Here is a 16,751-nt window from a genome sequence, read left to right as displayed (position 1 = left end):
TCAAACTCTCCATTTAGGTGTTTGACTTGCTCATTACTTTTTTGTATCGCTTTACATTAACCGAAGTTAATGTGGCAGTTTCACTCGTTGTTCAGTTTTCAAAGAACAATTCCTCTAACTAATTCTTTTTGTGTCAACCGCGTTTTCTCTCAGCGGCGACTTTTATAATATACCATGACTGCCTACTCAATTGCAAGTACTTTTTTTTCTTTTCTTCGACATTTTTTTTCGTTTGTCGATTCAAGTTATTTCCTTGCTTCAAAAGCGGCGTGTATTAATATATCACAGCTCGCAAAATATAGTCAAGCCCTATTTTAAAAAAAGATACCCTACGCTTGTAGCAAGCGATTTGGGTATCTTTTGCCGTTCTATTTTATACAGCCAGCGTCATATATCGAAGCTCCAACGCCTCAGTATCTCCGCTTGCTGCCATCACCGCAACTTCACGAATAAGCGAGCGTTTGACCAAACGTTGCAGCAGCAAGGATAAATCGACATGAAGGGTCTTTATTCGCTCATGCTCCTGCAGCTCGCTGATGCTCCATGGCTCCTCCCGGCTCATCATGATGCTAAAGAGCAAGGAACAGCAGTCCTTCATTTTGTTGATTACCGTAAACTCACAAGCGAGCATAACCAGTTGAACGCGCTGCTCCAGCGTTTCAGGGCTGACGGTTAATTCTTCATACAGCTTATACACCCCAGGATGTACCCGGCGCATTTGACGCCACACGGTTAGCTCTGGATGCTGCCCTTCTTCAATTAATACAATGTGCGCCCAGTGATGCAGTGCAGTTAATATATTGCTGTAAGCATCCAGAATATTGCGCTCTTCGTAATCATGCTTTGCCTGCAGGTAACTTCTCAGAAAGCCGGAGAACTCTACAAACCGCTTTTGCTCTCTCATGACGTCCGGAAATTGTATAATGCGCTCACGAATATCGCTTATACGGCTGTCGCGCTCCAACAGTATCTCCCCCCGAACTATCCATTGAATAATACTTTTGTTCTCCCCGCTTGCCATCCACTGCTCCAGCTGGCCTACACTCACACTTCGAATCAGCACATGCTGGCCTTCAATGCGTACATGCTCAATACTTTGAACAGCAGTCTGCTCCACAATTGCAAGCAGAAGCAAATCCAATCCTTCAGTCAACGGACTGTAAGCATAAGAGTTCTCGATTGCGATAAGACCAAGCAGCTCTGGCTGTGATTGATGTGTTTGAATGAAATGTTCTTTTATATGTTTCACTTGGGCCTCCGTATAGCTAATCCAATATGATTAAGATATAATAATCTACGGTGTTTGTTATTTCGACAAACCCGAGACAGTTTCCTGCTTACATGGATGGAAAAACCGTCTGATTTTAATAAGAATACCATGGAGAGGATGGACAAAGTGAATAAGTTTTTTTTCAAATCAGCGAAAATAAACGAATTTCGTCTATGGGGGCTGATTTTCACACTTGTCGGCATGGGTGTTATGATTCTCGGTACAGCCGGAATCGTGCTTTGGGGTCAAGCTGGTAAAATCGTTGCCGCAATTTTTATGGTTATTGGGATGATTTCCTTGCTCGTCAGCGTTGCCGTTTATTTCTGGGCAGGCATGATGTCAACCAGTGCAACGATGCTAACATGTCCCGAATGTAATCGCCCGACGAAAATGCTCGGCAAAACGGACCGCTGCATGTTCTGCAAAACGATTTTGACACTCGATCCGGCGCAAGCCACACATGCTCCTTCCGAATAGTACGCTGCTCTTAAAAATAAGTTACATAAGCTTAAAAGGGCGTTGCCGCCAAAGAGGGGCAGCGCCCTTTTTTGGCACTAAAATAGCAGCTGCTCTAGAAGAAGATATCTATAAATCTATATATATGAATAGAAGAAGGCCATCGCGTGTTCAGCGATAGCCTTCTTTTTAATAAAATTTTAGAATTATCATTGCAGTTTACGGTTTTTTATTCAATGCGGTATCAATCGTTTTCCAGATCGCGTTCGTTTGAAAAGTGCGCTGCCAGGTTGCCACTCCAGCTAACCCGTACTTTTTAACCAACGCAACTCTAGCTTTGATCGACAGCTCGTCCTCAATCCAGATGCGTTTCAGTGCTTCCTCTTCCTTATACTCCACATAATGCTGCCCAGCATCCCTATCGAGCACAGGCTTCAGCTTGTATTGCGTAATGATTTCTTTCACTTTATCCATGCCAAGCGCTTTAGAGCTAACCTTGGTTTCGCCATTCTCTTCGGTCTCCGTCCAGATACGGGTATATAGCGGCATGCTCAATATAAGCTTGCTCGCAGGAACACCATCTTCGTCCAATATTCTCTTCAAAGCTTGCTCCGTCCAAGGCAGCGAAGCTACCGAACCCGCAACCGGGCTTGTCGCCCAATGCTCGTCATAAGCCATAACCATCATATAGTCTACCACTTTGCCAAGCGCTTTACGATCTAGAAAAACAGACCACATCTCGCTGTTCGACTTAGGCGTCACATCAATAGATACGACTAGACCCGCTTCATGAAGCAGCGGCGTCAGCTCGCGGACGAACTGGACCAAGTTTTCCTTATCTTTCGTATAAACATTTTCAAAGTCTACATTAATGCCCTGCAAATGATAAAGCTCTGCAAATGCAAGCAGCTGCTGGATCATATGAAAACGCGTCTCTACAGTCGCAAGCGCCGCGCTCGTCCGATCAGGCTCAAACCCGTTGCTGAAAAGCGCCCACACTTGCATCTTCTGCTCTTTGGCCCATTTTACATACACGGGATCAGCTTTGCCTTTAATTGTGCCATCCTCATCCTGAAGCTCAAACCAGGTTGGACTGACGACATTGACGCCTTGCATTTCCGGAATGGTGGCTGGATCTGGCTTGCGTTGATATACAGCCTCCCATGTAAGATTGATTTTGCTGCCCGTAACTTTCCATGCGACAAAATCCGTTTCATTATCGCTAGGCGCAATTTGCTCCATGCTGGCGAGAGCCGTATTATCCTTAGCCATATACCCAGGATGCCCATCCGGTCCCTGCACGAGCAGCCAGCCATCGCTTTCCCCCCAAACTCTGAGCTTGCCCGCGAGTGGAACCTTCTCCACAATCGGCGCCCGAATCGTAGGCTCTGTCCGTATGGCCGCCCCTTTTTCCCGCTTCGCTTCCGCCAGTTGAATAGCCTCACCCGACTGAAGCAAGGTGACAACGCCTGAATCTGCAACATACTCCGTCTGCAGGCCATAAAGCTCCTCAATCGGCGTTATTGGAATATAAACGACATCATCCTGCACCTCAGCTGTAATCGTCAAGTCAAACGGCTTGCGGTTCACGGTCGCTGTCAAGGAATTTGTCTGCAAACGCAGCACCTTATTCGCTGTTGTCAAAATAATCGATCCGCTATCCGCTTCATAGCGTATAGGTTGGTCTGCTCCAAGCACCTGCTGAAGCACAGGAAGCGGCAGCTTCACCTCGTTATTTTCAATAATGGCACCTTGCTTCATTACTTCGCCATGAACAACGATTGGATTTTTCACCCCATAATCGGGATCCATTTGTTTAAAATTAGGAATGTAGCGATCGTATACAAACCAACCCCCACCTGCTGCCAATATAATGATAAAAAAGAGAAGCATATTCCGAGCCCCACTGCTCTTGCGGCGACGAGGAGTTCGGCGAAGCATAGTTTCCAAGCGTATCTCGCTCCTTTATAAAAGACGAAAGCGTGCATATCCGCGGTTGAACGCTTCCCTGCACGCCATCATTTTGTTAGGTTTCATTCATTCTTGATTGTTCGTTCTTATTTCTTAGCTGCCGCACAGGTAGAGCAGGAACCGTAAATTTCCATTCGATGCCCTTGCACGATAAAACCGGTCTCCTGCGATGCGACACGCTCCACCTCAAGCAACGGCGGGTATTCAAAATCAACAATTTGGCCACAGTCATTGCATATGGCATGATAATGCTCCGATGTATCCGCATCAAAGCGGCTGGAGTCATCCCCATATGTCAATTCCTTAACAAGCCCCGCTTCTACAAATAACCGTAGGTTATTATATATGGTCGCCACGCTCATGCTTGGAAAATTAGGCGACAGTGATTTATAAATTTCATCGGCTGTCGGATGAGTCATCGATTCCATTAAAAAGCTTAAAATGGCATGACGCTGCGGGGTCATACGGACACCATTCATTTTTAATTGCTGCAATGCTGCATTAACGGCTCCCATTCCCCTCACGCCTTTCGTTAGTAGTTAAAGCTATTGTACGTGTTATCAAAATGATTTGTCAATGAATGTGGTTATTGCTCCGCACCGGCATACTGTATGGCAATACTGTTATTAGCATTAATTTGTAAACGGTATTGCCCGTCTCCAACCTTACCCCGTACTGTTTTTTTGCTCACTTCGAGCGGCAAATTCGTCGTAATCGCGCCAAAAGTGACTGATCCATACACCGTGTAGCTGCCATACTGCGGGACAGTCAGCTTAATTTCCCCTACGGAGCTATCGACATCCCAGTCACCCCCGACTACCGAGCTCGCCAGCTCGATGCCGCCATTTAAGGTTGCAGCCTTAACGGAGCCGCTCGCTTCATTAATGTTGATTTTCCCATTTTTCGTATCGGCTTCTATATCTCCTGAAATGCTTGTCATCTTCAAAGCCCCATTGGTCGCTTCTGCAAAAACATTACCTGTAATAGATGCTGCGGTAACAGCCCCATTTAATAAGGTTATACTCGCATCACCCGTTATATGACGAAGCGTAATCGTACCATTATTTGCTTTTGCCTGAATGCTGCCATTTATTCCTTCTGCTAAAATTTCTCCTGTATCGCTGGAGAGCTCCACACCTCCGGGAGCATCGAGGTTTTTAATTTTAATCGGCCCATTATCGGTATGCACGAGTACAGAAAGCTGTCTCATCGGCTGTTCATCCTTCTGCTCCTCCACTTGTTCTGGCGACTGCTCGGGAGTAGGAGTTATTGATGTCGTGTTTGAAGCAGAGACTTGCTCCACGTTATTAGACGAATTAGACGAGCTTGGATCTGGCGTACTGCTCTCCTGTGCAGCTGGATCGTCCGACTCAAGATCGAGATCAGGCTCGGCAATTTCCTCTACTTGAACATTCGGCAAACGCGGCACGGTTACGGTAATATTGATACGCGGTTTGCGCGTTCCATTGTCGCCGTAGCTGCTGCTTTTGGCCTGCAAGGTAATTTTCTCACCACTTGATGACGCCTCAATCTTCGCTTTGTCGGCCATTTTATCAGCCTCAGCTTGATCATCGATATCAACCCATACCTCGGTATCTATACTGATATAATCATTATTCCCGCTTTGAAGCGTCACTGTTCCATTCACATTGTAAATCTGAATAGCTGTCGTCTTTTCTTCCATCGGAACGACCAGCACTTCTTTCTGATAATGAAAGCCTTTTTCCTCGCCGTAATCCTGTGCGCCATTCAGATCGACATATTGATCAATCCAGCGAAAAGGCAAATCTGCATATTGCGTTACCAAGAAACCAAAGCCCGCAATGACAACCGCTGCCATGCTTCCGATAAAATCAAGCCGCAATTGCTTTCGCGTCCGCCGCTGCAATAGGCTGTAGGCAACGAGCTCTCCTCCCAGACATATAAACAGCGCAGGCCACCAATAACGCATGAGCGCAAAAACATTGCTGCTGTGTATTTCATCCCACAACAGCAATCCACCTGCAGCTGCAATAAATAATGCAGCGGTGAAGCTTCCTAGCCGAAACACCGCTGCCAGCCGTTGACGCAAAACTAAGCCTACCGCAAGCAGACCTAGAACAGGGCCTACCGCATAATTCGCCGCTTCGTCAAACCAAGTGAACAGCGTGGTCGGCTGCCTAAGCATCAGCAGCAGCATAAGCAAAATGCCTGCCACCATAATGAGTATGCCATCCCTAAGCTTTAAACCGGGCTGCGTTTCCGTTCGCCGATCCAAACTTTGCAGTGCATCGTAGACGCTAATAAAATAAAATACAGGCAGCGCAAGCCCTAAGTAAACAATAAGCAGTAAATGCTTCGCGCCATCGGCATCCGCCAGACGGACAATGGTCCCGCCATCAAGCAAAATACCAGCGGCTAGCAGCAGCCCTCTCGTATATTCTCCTGTATATAGATGTCCCGCTCCCGGCCATAGAAAGGCCAGCAGCACCGTAAGCAGTCGACTTTTCCTACGTCCCGTTTTCATCCCTTGCTCCTGCAAAACATGTCCTCCGTATGTGCAAGTTTATTGCTTATTATTGTACCATAGATGCCCGCCTGACAAGACTTTTGCTTGAAAATGTAAAAAAAGAGCCGTCCAGCTTATGGACAGCTCTTACTTGGTTGGCATCAATCAACTTCCATGTTGATTATGCTTATTTAAGCTTGCTGCAGACGCTCCAGCAGCATTTTGTTAACCATTGCCGGATTCGCCTTGCCTTTTGTCTCTTTCATAATTTGGCCGACCAGGAAGCCGATCGCCTTCTCCTTGCCTGCACGGAAATCCTCGACCGATTGCGGGTTCGATTCAATAACTTTATCGACGATGGCAATGATTGCACCCTCATCGCTAATTTGTACAAGGCCCTGCTCTTCTACGATTTGCTGCGGCAGCTTGCCGGATTCCAGCATTTCCTTAAAGACGGTTTTGGCGATTTTACTGCTGATCGTGCCTTTCTCCAGCAACCCGATCATTTCTCCAAGCCCTTGTCCGGTAATTTTCACATCGGACAGCTCCAGGCTGTTCGAGTTCAAATAACCGAGCAAATCGCCCATAATCCAGTTGGATACAGCTTTCGCATCCTTCGTATAGGATAAGCTTGCTTCGAAAAAGTCTGCCATTTTCTTAGATGCCGTAATAACATCAGCATCATAGGAAGGCAAGCCGTAATCGCTTGTATAGCGGGCTTTACGTGCATCCGGAAGCTCAGGAATCGACGCTTTGACGCGTTCTTTCCACTCTTCGTCGATATAGAGGCGAACCAAGTCAGGATCCGGGAAATAACGATAGTCATGCGACTCTTCCTTGCCGCGCATTGAAATCGTTTTGCCCTGCGCCTCATCCCAGCGGCGAGTTTCTTGAACAACCTTATTGCCGCCGTCCAGCACTTCGGCCTGACGCCATTGCTCATATTCAAGACCACGCTGAACACCGCGGAAGGAGTTCATGTTTTTCAGCTCAGCGCGCGTGCCAAGCTTCTCTTGTCCATAAGGACGAAGGCTGATGTTTGCGTCGCAGCGCAAGCTGCCCTCTTCCATTTTCACATCCGATACTTCGCAGTAAAGCATAATCGCTTTCAGCTTCTCTAAATAAGCTTTCGCTTCCTCAGGTGTACGAATGTCTGGCTCGGAAACAATTTCAACGAGCGGCGTGCCGACACGGTTAAAGTCAACGAGCGAGGCATAACCTCCATCAACGTGAGTCAGCTTGCCTGCATCCTCTTCCAAGTGCAGACGGGTAATGCCAATTCGTTTCGTAACGCCGTTTACTTCAATATCAATCCAGCCGTGCTCGCCGATAGGCTGATCAAATTGCGAAATCTGATAAGCTTTAGGTGAATCGGGATAAAAATAGTTTTTACGGTCAAATTTGCTGACATCAGCAATTGTGCAATTGAGCGCCATCGCCGCCTTCATTGCGTATTCAACCGCCTGCTTGTTCAGCACCGGCAGCACGCCGGGATGACCGAGGCAGACCGGGCAGGTATGCGTATTAGGCGGAGCTCCGAAAGCGGTGGAGCAGCCGCAAAAAATCTTGCTGTTGGTGTGCAGCTCAACGTGCACCTCCAGCCCGACTACCGTTTCATATTGAGTCGCTTCAGACATCGTTAATCCTCCTTAGAATTTTGCTGGGCGAGGTTACTTCGGTGGCATAAAGCATGATGAAAAAGATGCTGCGCTGCGTGAAAAGGTTGACTTTCGATCGCTGTTGCCCAATCTTTTTCTGAAAATATAGGAAAGGATATTATTTTTCCATCCTTTCTCTATATTCCACCCTCGAAACGGTAGCTTTGCCGCCAGAGGACGGCGACAGCCGTTTACGCTTGATCAATCCCGCTCAGCGGTAATATGATTGGGCAAGACGAACGCTTGCGCTTCTACAGTTCAACCTTTTCACTCCGCTTGCCTTTTTCATCTAGCTTCTATGACAGCAAAAAAGTAAATATCGCGTCGCAAGGTTGAATATATTAGAGCTGCGGACGCAGCTTATGGAATTCGGTATTTTGCTCGAAGGCATGGGCCGCGCGCAGAACCGTCGACTCGTCGAAGGCTTTGCCGATAATTTGCAATCCGATTGGCAAGCCTTCCGCTTGGCCGCAAGGAATGCTGATCGCCGGAACGCCTGCAAGGCTGACCGGAATCGTGCAAATATCGTTCAAATACATCGTCAGCGGGTCGCCGACCTGCTCGCCGAGCTTGAACGCTGCTGTTGGGGCAGTTGGTCCAATGACGACATCGTATTTTTCAAATACTTGGTCAAAATCCTGTTTAATGAGCGTGCGCACTTTTTGCGCTTTCAAATAATACGCATCATAGTAGCCGGAGCTAAGCGCATACGTTCCCAGCATAATACGGCGCTTAACTTCTGGACCGAAGCCTTCGCTGCGCGATTTGCGGTACAAATCAATCAGGTTCGCCGGGTTGTCTGCACGGACGCCGTAACGAACGCCGTCGAAACGAGCCAGGTTGGATGAAGCTTCAGAAGACGCAAGCAAATAATAAGCCGCAATAGCATATTCGGTATGCGGCAGCGAAACCTCTTCCCATGTTGCGCCAAGGCTCTCATATACTTTCAGTGCATTCAAAACCGCTTCCTTAACCTTTGGATCGACGCCTTCTCCCAAATATTCCTTCGGTACCGCAATGCGCAAACCTTTGACATCTCCGGTCAAGGCAGACGAATAGTCAGGAATGCTTACGTTCGCAGAAGTCGAATCTTTTGCATCATAGCCAGCAATGGCTTGCAGCACAAATGCGGAATCCTCAACATTTTTAGTCAAAGGACCGATTTGGTCAAGCGATGAAGCGAAAGCAACTAGACCAAAACGGGAAACAAGGCCATACGTTGGCTTAAGACCGACAATGCCGCAATAAGCTGCTGGCTGACGGATCGAACCGCCCGTATCGGAGCCAAGCGAGAAGTAGACTTGGCCTGCCGCAACGGAAGCTGCGGAAGCACCGCTGGAGCCGCCCGGCACATATTCCGTATTCCACGGATTGCGAGTCGGATAATAGCTGGAATTTTCATTGGAGCCGCCCATCGCGAACTCATCCATGTTCAGCTTGCCGATCGTGATGGATTGAGCCGATTTCAGCTTGCTGACAACCGTTCCATCATAAATCGGATTGTAGTTGTCTAGAAACTGGCTGGCACATGTTGTGCGCAAGCCTTCGGTAACGATATTATCTTTAATTCCAGCCGGAAGGCCGAAAAGCAAGCCTCGTTCAGCACCTGCTTGAAGCTGCTTGTCCAGCTCCGCTGCATGCTGGCGAGCTCCCTCTTCATTAAGCGTAAGGAACGCTTGAATGGAAGCTTCTGTTGCTTTAATACGAGCAAAGGATTCATCAACCAGTTCAGTGACGGAAAGCTCCTTTTGGCTCAGCTTGTTATGTACATCCTGAAGACGCAAATCAAACAGTGACAAAACATGTTCCTCCCTTCAATATAAAAGCGCAGCAAGCATTTATGGCTATCGCGCTAGATCATGCGGACTATTCCAATACAGCTGGCACTTTAATTTGGCCGTCTTCTTCATCAGGTGCGTTGAGCAGCACCTTCTCGATCGGCAGCGATTCATGCGTTACATCCTCGCGCGTCACATTCGTAATCGGCAGCACATGGCTGGTCGGCTCGACGTTTTCCGTATCAAGCGAGTTCAGCTTTTCTGCATATTTTAAAATCGCATTAAGCTGCTCGGTGAATTTATCCTTCTCCTCGTCAGACAGCTCAAGGCGAGCCAAATTCGCAACATGCTCGACATCTTTAATCGTAATGCTCATGAATGTTCCTCCCCCTTCTTAAGCCTGCAATCATTCTTTCTATTATAGCCTAGAATCACATTTTGACAAAGTGCGCAAACGAGGGCTTGCGCGCTTCTGTTCTGCAATGCCCATTAACAGCAGACGACCCTCCCGCACCTGGCGGAAGGGTCATCTCGCAGAAGCTTATTAGATCCACGCTTTCAAATTAACCTGCCTTATAAAATCCTTCTGGCTTTGGCCTTCAGCGGCAGCTGGCTCAACTTCCGGGGCAGACTCCTCGCCTCTCATTATACGCATAAACAGCTCTTCATTATGAGTAGCCAGCGCAAAGTCGATCAGCGATTCGCGTTCAATGCGGTCAACCTCTTCCTGAAGCAAAACATCCTCCAGCTCTACATCTTCATCTGGCAGCAAAAAATTGCGATTGGCGGCCGGAACGCGTACCACGTAGTCAAATACGTTGTCGGCATTGCGATCGTAAGCAATTATATAACCATATTCCCCTATGGGAAGATTTTGCTCAAAATGATCAGATATAATAATTACCTTAGCTCCCAAACTAAGCATCGTCTTCACTCCTGTCTATCGGACGCTAACCTATAACTATTATCCTACTAAAAAATAGTAGCGGTGTCCAATAGGGATTGAAAGTGTCCCTTGCCAGCTGCGAGCCAACAAAAACAGCGAGTGAAGAAGCGTCACTCATTTCGATTCAAATTACGGTGATTACGGTGTTTACGGTGTTTGCCCTTGTCTGGATAGTCCGTAGAAAAAAAATTCCACGAGCTGCTCCAGGCTCAGCATGTTTCCACCTACTTGATCCGAGGCTTCCCAATGCCGACTGAGCTCATTTTTAAACATTGTAAAATAAAGCATCATCATCTCTTCGCTAATATCAGAATGAATATAGCCCTCCTGCTTGCCCATCGCAACAAAACGCTTAAAAAAAGGCACGACCTTCCGTTCATTATACCGGTCCATTAAACTTACGAATTCAGCTTGCCATTTTGGCGCAGTGTTTTGGCATTATTGTTGGTTTTCGATATTTTTTCAGGCTGTCTTGCTAATTTCACCGCTTCAACAAGCAATTTTTATGCAAAGCGGAAAATCAATCGAGCTGTATTTATAGCCACCCATGTTCATATTGTGGCAGTTTCGCTGTTGCTGGACACGGCAGTCGTTTATGCTGTCAGCGTTTGGCTCTACACAATCGTAGGCGCATTCATTGTAAATGCTCTAATTGGCAAGCATACACAGCTGTTCGTTGCAGGCCTGCTATTATCTATAGGGATAGGCGTTATGCCTATGCTGCCACACTTAGAGCCCTATATGCTCATTATTTTTTTGCTGTTCATGCTGAAGGTGCTGTTTAGCTTCGCTGTCGACCATTATGGCAAAGCCTTGCAGCATTCGGGTAGCTAATCATGAGTCATTCCTACCATGTTGTCAGACTTGCCAAGTCAGATAAGGAATCCTTCCTTTCTGTCATGGGCAGTGCCTTTACAGAAGACCCATTATTTATCTATATATTTGGTAATCCAAAGCTCAATAATCGAGCAAATAAAAGCATACAGGCCTTCTTGTCTTTTATATTTGATAAAAGCTTCCTTCTAAATGAAGAAATATGGGGTATATACAAAAAAGAAAGCTTGCTTGGCGCATACGTCATTGAGACGCCGCACAAAAGCAAGCTTCAACAAATAAATGGCGGATTGCTGCTGTTAGGAAGGCTGCTTCCTTTATTAACACGTATATCACGTAAATCGCTGGGCCAGCTTAATGCCTATATGCGAGTCACCCGCACCGCTGCACCAGCCCTGCCGCATCACTACCTTATTATGATTGGCGTAAAGCCCGATGCTCAAGGTACAGGAATTGGGAAAGCTCTGCTGCTGCATGTATTAGAAACAGCGCTCGCGGACGATTATTCGCATGGCGTAGCTTTGGATACAGAAAACGTCGATAATGTAAATTTATATCGCCGTTTTGCCTTTGCATTAAGCCAGAAATTACAAATCGGTCATTTGCCTGTCTATTGCATGTTTTATCAAAAAGGACAGCGAATCTGAGCGGACATATTAAGCCAGAATCATTGCCATGATAGACTTATTTGCCACCACATTATTGCTGTTTTCCCCTGCTGAACCAGTTCCATACGGGCTCTACATCGTTATGGTCAAGAACAGCTACACTGTAATCACTCGCATTTCCCATCGTGCGCACACCTAAAGATACTAAACCTTTTCGCTGCTGCCCCCAGCTGCGTTTCACCTTCATGGCGACAATTTGCGGCCGGCGTACCAGGTAGGTGATTCTTGCCAAATTACGCCGGCGCATTGTTAATTGGCCGTTTTCCAGTCTTACTCCAGCAGCTTTATGGCAGGCCCGTCTCCATAAGTAAACAATCGGGATAAGCATCAGCGACCATAGGGCGGCTGTACCCCAGAATCCGAATGCGGCGCCGCAGAGGAGAAGAGCGACCGCAAGCTCGATGCGCATATAATAAAGCAAGGCCCGCTTAGGGGCGTGTGCGTTTATCTCCATTAGCTTCATCTGGGGCACAAAATGGCTAATCACATGCTCCAGCTCCTTTACTGGCACAAAAGGATGAAGCATGAGCTGTTCGTTTTTGTCAGACGAGACAACTTGAAGCTTAATTTGGGCATAACCTATCATTTGCCGGAAGATGCCCTCCTCAATGAGGACGGATTGTACCTTGTTCGGATCAAATAGATAAGCTTTTTTGTCCAGCATACCGTATGATACCGATATTCGCTTACCTTCACGATGAACGGCGAATCCGCTGTATTTAATAATGTACAAAATAATTGATAGCGCCCAAGCCGCTGCCAATGCGCAAATTGCGGCGACAGCAATGCCGATGATGACATAGCCGGGCACCAAGCTTTTCGATTCCGCATACAGCATTTCAAATATTCGCATAGGAGCAAATTTCTCCAGAAAATCATCAGCAAAAGAATAAATACCCGCAATAAAAGCGAGCGCAAGACCTAAATTCATAGAAGTGGCTGCTGCCAGCAGCAGCTGTCCGATAGTCAGGCGAAAATACGCGCTATCTCCCGATTTAGATGATTGCTTGCCAGAGCTGGAATGATGGTTAAAAGCTTGCCTTGCTCCCGTTTCTAGTTCCGAAAGGCCGTTTGCGCTATAGTTCAAGCCGCCTAACTCGCTATTGGCTGAAACGCCATGGGCACCTTCTATCGGAACTGCGCTAGCTCCATGCTTCGAGGTGTCGACGTCTTTATCCAGCCTGATTATGCGCTTGCTATCGTCTGCCTGATGAGCAGCCCTTTCTACCGTTTCGTGCTGACGGGACAGCAGTTGCTGGCGAAGCTGCTCTGCATCTCGTACAGTGAGCGCTGGCAATATGCCATCTGCTTTTTTTCCTCCACCTGGCGTTTCAATTTTGAGCTCCGCAACACCAAGAATCCTCTGCAGGAATGGCTGCTCCACATTGACCGAGTGTATGCGTGCATAATAAATCGTCTTCTCATCCTTGAATAATACGCCTTTTCGAATGACAATGCGGTCTGCTTCTGGTGTGTAGGTGAAGGTTCGCCATTCTAGAAAGCCAAAAAACAAAGCGAGGACAATTAATCCCACGGCTCCTGCATACCAATACCACTCCAGCCCAAGAAATCCCGATTTTCTAAGCAGCGTAATAATAATAAGCGGCAATAGTCCTTTAACAAACTGGAACAGCGTAAAAATAACAAATACTTTGTGCAGTCTTCGCGGATTATTCATGCTGATCATCCACTTTCGCAAGCTGTCCGATTTTGCGTTTCAACTCCTCGGCTTTCTCCAGCTTGAGCCCTTTAATGCGATGAATCGTGGCTGCCGTTACAACTGCTACGCTCGCCAGCTTAAACTTTCGCATAAGCGGTCCGCTTTCAAGCTCTACATGCTGGACACGAACCATGGGAACGAGCACATTTTTAATAATGATTAGCCCGTATTGCAGCTCAAGCTCTTCCGCAAACAGTTCGTATTGGAATCGACGGTAGCGAAGGCTTGGCACTACCCAAATATCCAACATGCTATAAACCGTAACGACCCCAAGTCCGATCCATAACGGAATAAGCGTCCACTCTTTCGATAGAGCCAATATCCCATAACCAAATACGATTAAGAAACCAATTGCCGCTGCAATTGCCGCCTCAATCCGGATTAATTTTACGTAATCCTTATCGACCCTCTGCGTTAAAGCCCGATTCATTTCTAGTCCCCCTATGGCAATACAATTAGCTGTTCTTTCGTTCGTGTAAGCTGGCGAGGAGCTCCATCTGTAATGACATAGCTGTTCTCTACTCCAACAACTCCCTGGCCGGGAAAAGTAAATTTCGGCTCAACTGCAAGCACCATTCCGGGAGCAAGCGGCAGATCGAAGCCGCGGGCCAGTACAGGCCATTCGTCTATTTCAAGGCCAATGCCATGTCCAAGAAACTTTGCTTGATCAAGGCCATAACCCATATAATGCGCAGAAAGCCCCGCAGCGGCCGCTTGATCAAGCGAAGCGATATAAAGCCCTGAGCATGGCGTCCCGGAAACCATCCCTTTTTCCGCTGCGCGCATCATTTCCTCCGACGTTCGGTAAGCATGAGCAAGCTGCTCTGAAAGCTCTCCAATAACCGCAGTACGCGTCTGATCAATAATGTAGCCGTCAATACAGCAGCCCACATCAATAAGTATCGGCTCATTGCGTCCGATGACTTTGCGGCTGACGCTTTGCGGAGAAGCAGCCCCTAAACCAAGACCGCCTGCCGGACCGTCAAAATAAGTAGGTACCGCTGCAGCAGCTCCTGACGTCACCATCCCTGTCGCTACCTCCTGATTGTAGCCGCGCATGCGCATCAAGCCGATATGCCCGCGGAGCCGAAGCTCATATTCCACTCTGGCTATCCAGGCCAGCTCTGTAATGCCCTCTTTCAACACATTCAAAGCTTCGCCTAATGCCTCATCTACAGCCTGCGCCGCAGCTTCTATTCGCTTGATTTCCCAAGGCGATTTAATCATCCTCTGTCCTCTAATAAGGGCAGAACCATCCACTAGTTCGCCTGCCCCAGCCGATTGCAGCAGCTGGTTAAGCTTTATATAGGTTTGTGCTGGAAGTACATCAAGATCCACAGCCACAGTAGCAGAAGCGCCCGCCTTAAACAATTGCGGAAACCGCTCCGCAAGCGTTTGTCCGAATTGGCGGAATGAGCCTAATGGCTCTACAGCAAACAGCGTCTCCAGTCTTGCACGCTCCAGGCTGCGTTTGACGAAAAATACGGGCGCGCCTTCGGCTGGAACAAAAGCGTAACCATTTTGCATCGAGCCTGTGTAATAATACAAATCTATATTTTGTGTGAGCAGCATGCCGTCAATCGCCTTCTTGCCCATCTCCAGCTGAAGCTTGCTTATCCGCTCCTGAACCAAGTCATCCGGTATGTCTCTCGTTATCGTCGTCTTATCCATCGTTGTGCTCAACTCCCGAAATCATTTATCCCTCCCCTTCATTAGAACAATTTTACAAATGGCAGTCAACTGCAAGGCAGCTGCCGCAAGCATTTTTATGATCAACATCTCCTTTATACGGTTAAAAATCAAAAGTCAGCTCGGACACGCTTTTAATTGTCCATTCAATTGGCTCAAGCGCTGTGAACACCCTTGGGTTCATAACCTTAATGATCATGACAACACCTGGTCGGCGCAGCGTAGCTTCATAGCTGTATTGCGAATTTACGTATTGATAAGGAAAAGCATGCTCACCGTTAATGACCTCGAAAACTAAAACTTTAACCGGATCGTGCAGGAAGGAGCTGCCGAGCGGCTTCCCTGCTGCATCAAGCTGCAGATTGCCTTGCAAATAACGGCTTGCTGCCGCTTCGGCTGCCACTGGATCTATGCGGACGATACCGTCTCCTAGCGCAGTTTTATCGATCTGCTGTGCAGCCGCATGAACGGCACGGTTCAACGCATGCTTGCCCTGGAAAAGCGTCTTCATCGCAATTTCCTCATCTGTCTGCATAACGTGCAGCATGAGCCAGATTGTCATCATCAGCACAATGATTGTCAGCTTATACATAGCATAACTCCCTGTCGCCTGTTCACCCATTTAGTCATTCAGCTTTACAAGCGCCCTAATAGGGCTTTAATTGCCTTTTTTCAAGGTACATATTCGCTCATTTTGATGCCTGTAGCGCGAAGCCTGCCATTTTCATGAGGCGGCTCCACGCCGATTAAGCGATCCAATTGAAACAGTCCCTCATAGGGATAGCTAAGCTGAACGATCAATCCTGTTCCTCGCAGCAAGGGCATAGCAAAATTCGTTGCCTGCTCGCCATTATCGGCCGCTACCTCAAAAATCAGCGCTTCCGGCTTCATTCCGAACTTCGCCAGACGCTGCCGCGACTGCTCAAGCATCTCTGTACTGATGTAGCCATACTTGCCGCTCGCCCCGATTTCCAGCAAATAATCAACCTCCTGCTGCAGTACAGCCTGCCGTACAATCAGCACATGTTTATAAATAGGCGAGAACATCAGCCAGCATAAAATCGTTGAGAATAGCACAAATACCAAAATGCTCTTCATGGGCTCATCGTCCTTATATAGCTGCTTGTGGCATCACCGGAGCGTTCGAGCTGTTTTTTCATTCCTTGATCCCCTTCTGCAGCTCCAGAGTAAATCATAACAATCGTCACAAGCAGCAAAATGGCTGCCAGCAGGCTCCTCATCGCCTTCCCCCTCTCCTTGCCGCTAACACTGG

At 47.5% G+C, this 16,751-nt stretch carries 17 protein-coding genes and 1 pseudogene; 3 read left to right on the top strand and 15 right to left on the bottom strand.

Features of this window, described 5'->3' with window-relative positions; genetic code table 11:
- Positions 1-373: 373 nt before the first annotated feature.
- A complete protein-coding gene (locus tag AC6B99_RS31680) occupies positions 374-1,249 on the bottom strand; it encodes a nucleotidyltransferase-like protein (protein ID WP_056043992.1) in 876 nt (291 codons plus the stop codon).
- 147 nt (positions 1,250-1,396) lie between these two features.
- Between AC6B99_RS31680 and AC6B99_RS31675 the strand changes: the two genes are divergently transcribed.
- Positions 1,397-1,747 carry a YgzB family protein gene (locus tag AC6B99_RS31675; protein WP_231594383.1) on the top strand — a complete coding sequence of 117 codons (351 nt, stop codon included), beginning with the start codon at positions 1,397-1,399 and terminating at the stop codon, positions 1,745-1,747.
- 198 nt (positions 1,748-1,945) lie between these two features.
- Here the strand turns inward: AC6B99_RS31675 and AC6B99_RS31670 are convergent, their stop codons facing one another.
- The 8 genes from AC6B99_RS31670 to AC6B99_RS31635 all read right to left on the bottom strand — a co-directional run bounded on the left by AC6B99_RS31670 (position 1,946) and on the right by AC6B99_RS31635 (position 10,960).
- The gene (locus AC6B99_RS31670) at positions 1,946-3,619 is read right to left on the bottom strand and encodes a glycosyl hydrolase family 18 protein (protein WP_494864301.1); all 1,674 of its coding nucleotides are present in this window, start codon (positions 3,617-3,619) and stop codon (positions 1,946-1,948) included.
- Positions 3,620-3,783: 164 nt separating this feature from the next.
- On the bottom strand, positions 3,784-4,212 hold the full coding sequence (gene perR, locus AC6B99_RS31665; protein ID WP_056043983.1) for a peroxide-responsive transcriptional repressor PerR: 429 nt from the start codon (positions 4,210-4,212) through the stop codon (positions 3,784-3,786).
- A gap of 71 nt (positions 4,213-4,283) precedes the next feature.
- Positions 4,284-6,203 carry a DUF6677 family protein gene (locus AC6B99_RS31660; RefSeq protein WP_494881326.1) on the bottom strand — a complete coding sequence of 640 codons (1,920 nt, stop codon included), beginning with the start codon at positions 6,201-6,203 and terminating at the stop codon, positions 4,284-4,286.
- A gap of 173 nt (positions 6,204-6,376) precedes the next feature.
- Positions 6,377-7,822: an Asp-tRNA(Asn)/Glu-tRNA(Gln) amidotransferase subunit GatB gene (gene gatB, locus AC6B99_RS31655; RefSeq protein ID WP_056043977.1), complete on the bottom strand. Its 1,446-nt coding sequence runs from the start codon at positions 7,820-7,822 to the stop codon at positions 6,377-6,379.
- Positions 7,823-8,184: 362 nt separating this feature from the next.
- Entirely contained in the window at positions 8,185-9,642 is a 1,458-nt protein-coding gene (gene gatA / locus AC6B99_RS31650) for an Asp-tRNA(Asn)/Glu-tRNA(Gln) amidotransferase subunit GatA (protein WP_496665045.1), read from the bottom strand.
- A 67-nt stretch (positions 9,643-9,709) separates the two neighbouring features.
- Entirely contained in the window at positions 9,710-9,997 is a 288-nt protein-coding gene (gene gatC, locus AC6B99_RS31645; RefSeq protein ID WP_056043972.1) for an Asp-tRNA(Asn)/Glu-tRNA(Gln) amidotransferase subunit GatC, read from the bottom strand.
- Positions 9,998-10,165: 168 nt separating this feature from the next.
- The gene (locus AC6B99_RS31640; RefSeq protein WP_496665044.1) at positions 10,166-10,546 is read right to left on the bottom strand and encodes an ATPase; all 381 of its coding nucleotides are present in this window, start codon (positions 10,544-10,546) and stop codon (positions 10,166-10,168) included.
- Positions 10,547-10,714: 168 nt separating this feature from the next.
- Entirely contained in the window at positions 10,715-10,960 is a 246-nt protein-coding gene (locus tag AC6B99_RS31635) for a hypothetical protein (RefSeq protein WP_496665043.1), read from the bottom strand.
- A gap of 15 nt (positions 10,961-10,975) precedes the next feature.
- Here AC6B99_RS31635 and AC6B99_RS31630 point away from each other — a divergent pair.
- Together AC6B99_RS31630 and AC6B99_RS31625 are read left to right on the top strand one after the other, a co-directional pair.
- A pseudogene (locus tag AC6B99_RS31630) lies at positions 10,976-11,401 on the top strand (hypothetical protein); the annotation flags it as partial.
- Positions 11,402-11,403: 2 nt separating this feature from the next.
- Positions 11,404-12,048, top strand: a complete 645-nt coding sequence (locus AC6B99_RS31625) for a GNAT family N-acetyltransferase (RefSeq protein WP_496665042.1) — start codon at positions 11,404-11,406, stop codon at positions 12,046-12,048.
- Between the two features lie 52 nt (positions 12,049-12,100).
- Here the strand turns inward: AC6B99_RS31625 and AC6B99_RS31620 are convergent, their stop codons facing one another.
- From AC6B99_RS31620 to AC6B99_RS31595, 6 genes are all read right to left on the bottom strand, one after another.
- Positions 12,101-13,747 (bottom strand): PH domain-containing protein, encoded by a 1,647-nt coding sequence (locus AC6B99_RS31620; protein WP_496665041.1) that lies wholly within the window; start codon positions 13,745-13,747, stop codon positions 12,101-12,103.
- The gene (locus AC6B99_RS31615; protein ID WP_494864283.1) at positions 13,740-14,219 is read right to left on the bottom strand and encodes a PH domain-containing protein; all 480 of its coding nucleotides are present in this window, start codon (positions 14,217-14,219) and stop codon (positions 13,740-13,742) included. Before AC6B99_RS31615 ends, AC6B99_RS31620 begins: the two co-directional genes overlap by 8 nt.
- An 11-nt stretch (positions 14,220-14,230) precedes the next feature.
- Positions 14,231-15,460, bottom strand: a complete 1,230-nt coding sequence (locus tag AC6B99_RS31610) for a M24 family metallopeptidase (protein ID WP_496665040.1) — start codon at positions 15,458-15,460, stop codon at positions 14,231-14,233.
- 121 nt (positions 15,461-15,581) lie between these two features.
- Entirely contained in the window at positions 15,582-16,070 is a 489-nt protein-coding gene (locus AC6B99_RS31605) for a hypothetical protein (protein WP_496665039.1), read from the bottom strand.
- An 80-nt stretch (positions 16,071-16,150) separates the two neighbouring features.
- Positions 16,151-16,576, bottom strand: coding sequence for a hypothetical protein (locus tag AC6B99_RS31600; RefSeq protein ID WP_496665038.1), 426 nt, complete (start codon positions 16,574-16,576; stop codon positions 16,151-16,153).
- Complete coding sequence (locus AC6B99_RS31595; RefSeq protein WP_155973668.1) at positions 16,573-16,719, bottom strand: hypothetical protein; 147 nt, start codon at positions 16,717-16,719, stop codon at positions 16,573-16,575. Before AC6B99_RS31595 ends, AC6B99_RS31600 begins: the two co-directional genes overlap by 4 nt.
- Positions 16,720-16,751 lie beyond the last annotated feature (32 nt).

It is taken from the genome of Paenibacillus liaoningensis (assembly GCF_059609455.1).
Note: the sequence above shows the minus strand (reverse complement) of the source record. Positions and strands in the feature narration are given on the sequence as shown.

Bases quoted from the DNA above. Each gene is read 5' to 3' on its own strand.
- AC6B99_RS31620 (WP_496665041.1), bottom strand. From the start codon at position 13,747: ATGAATAATCCGCGAAGACTGCACAAAGTATTTGTTATTTTTACGCTG.
- AC6B99_RS31615 (WP_494864283.1), bottom strand. From the start codon at position 14,219: ATGAATCGGGCTTTAACGCAGAGGGTCGATAAGGATTACGTAAAATTA.
- AC6B99_RS31625 (WP_496665042.1), top strand. From the start codon at position 11,404: ATGAGTCATTCCTACCATGTTGTCAGACTTGCCAAGTCAGATAAGGAA.
- AC6B99_RS31660 (WP_494881326.1), bottom strand. From the start codon at position 6,203: ATGAAAACGGGACGTAGGAAAAGTCGACTGCTTACGGTGCTGCTGGCC.
- AC6B99_RS31640 (WP_496665044.1), bottom strand. From the start codon at position 10,546: ATGCTTAGTTTGGGAGCTAAGGTAATTATTATATCTGATCATTTTGAG.
- AC6B99_RS31670 (WP_494864301.1), bottom strand. From the start codon at position 3,619: ATGCTTCTCTTTTTTATCATTATATTGGCAGCAGGTGGGGGTTGGTTT.
- gatC (WP_056043972.1), bottom strand. From the start codon at position 9,997: ATGAGCATTACGATTAAAGATGTCGAGCATGTTGCGAATTTGGCTCGC.
- perR (WP_056043983.1), bottom strand. From the start codon at position 4,212: ATGGGAGCCGTTAATGCAGCATTGCAGCAATTAAAAATGAATGGTGTC.
- AC6B99_RS31635 (WP_496665043.1), bottom strand. From the start codon at position 10,960: ATGGACCGGTATAATGAACGGAAGGTCGTGCCTTTTTTTAAGCGTTTT.
- AC6B99_RS31595 (WP_155973668.1), bottom strand. From the start codon at position 16,719: ATGAGGAGCCTGCTGGCAGCCATTTTGCTGCTTGTGACGATTGTTATG.
- AC6B99_RS31610 (WP_496665040.1), bottom strand. From the start codon at position 15,460: ATGGATAAGACGACGATAACGAGAGACATACCGGATGACTTGGTTCAG.
- AC6B99_RS31605 (WP_496665039.1), bottom strand. From the start codon at position 16,070: ATGTATAAGCTGACAATCATTGTGCTGATGATGACAATCTGGCTCATG.
- gatB (WP_056043977.1), bottom strand. From the start codon at position 7,822: ATGTCTGAAGCGACTCAATATGAAACGGTAGTCGGGCTGGAGGTGCAC.
- AC6B99_RS31600 (WP_496665038.1), bottom strand. From the start codon at position 16,576: ATGAAGAGCATTTTGGTATTTGTGCTATTCTCAACGATTTTATGCTGG.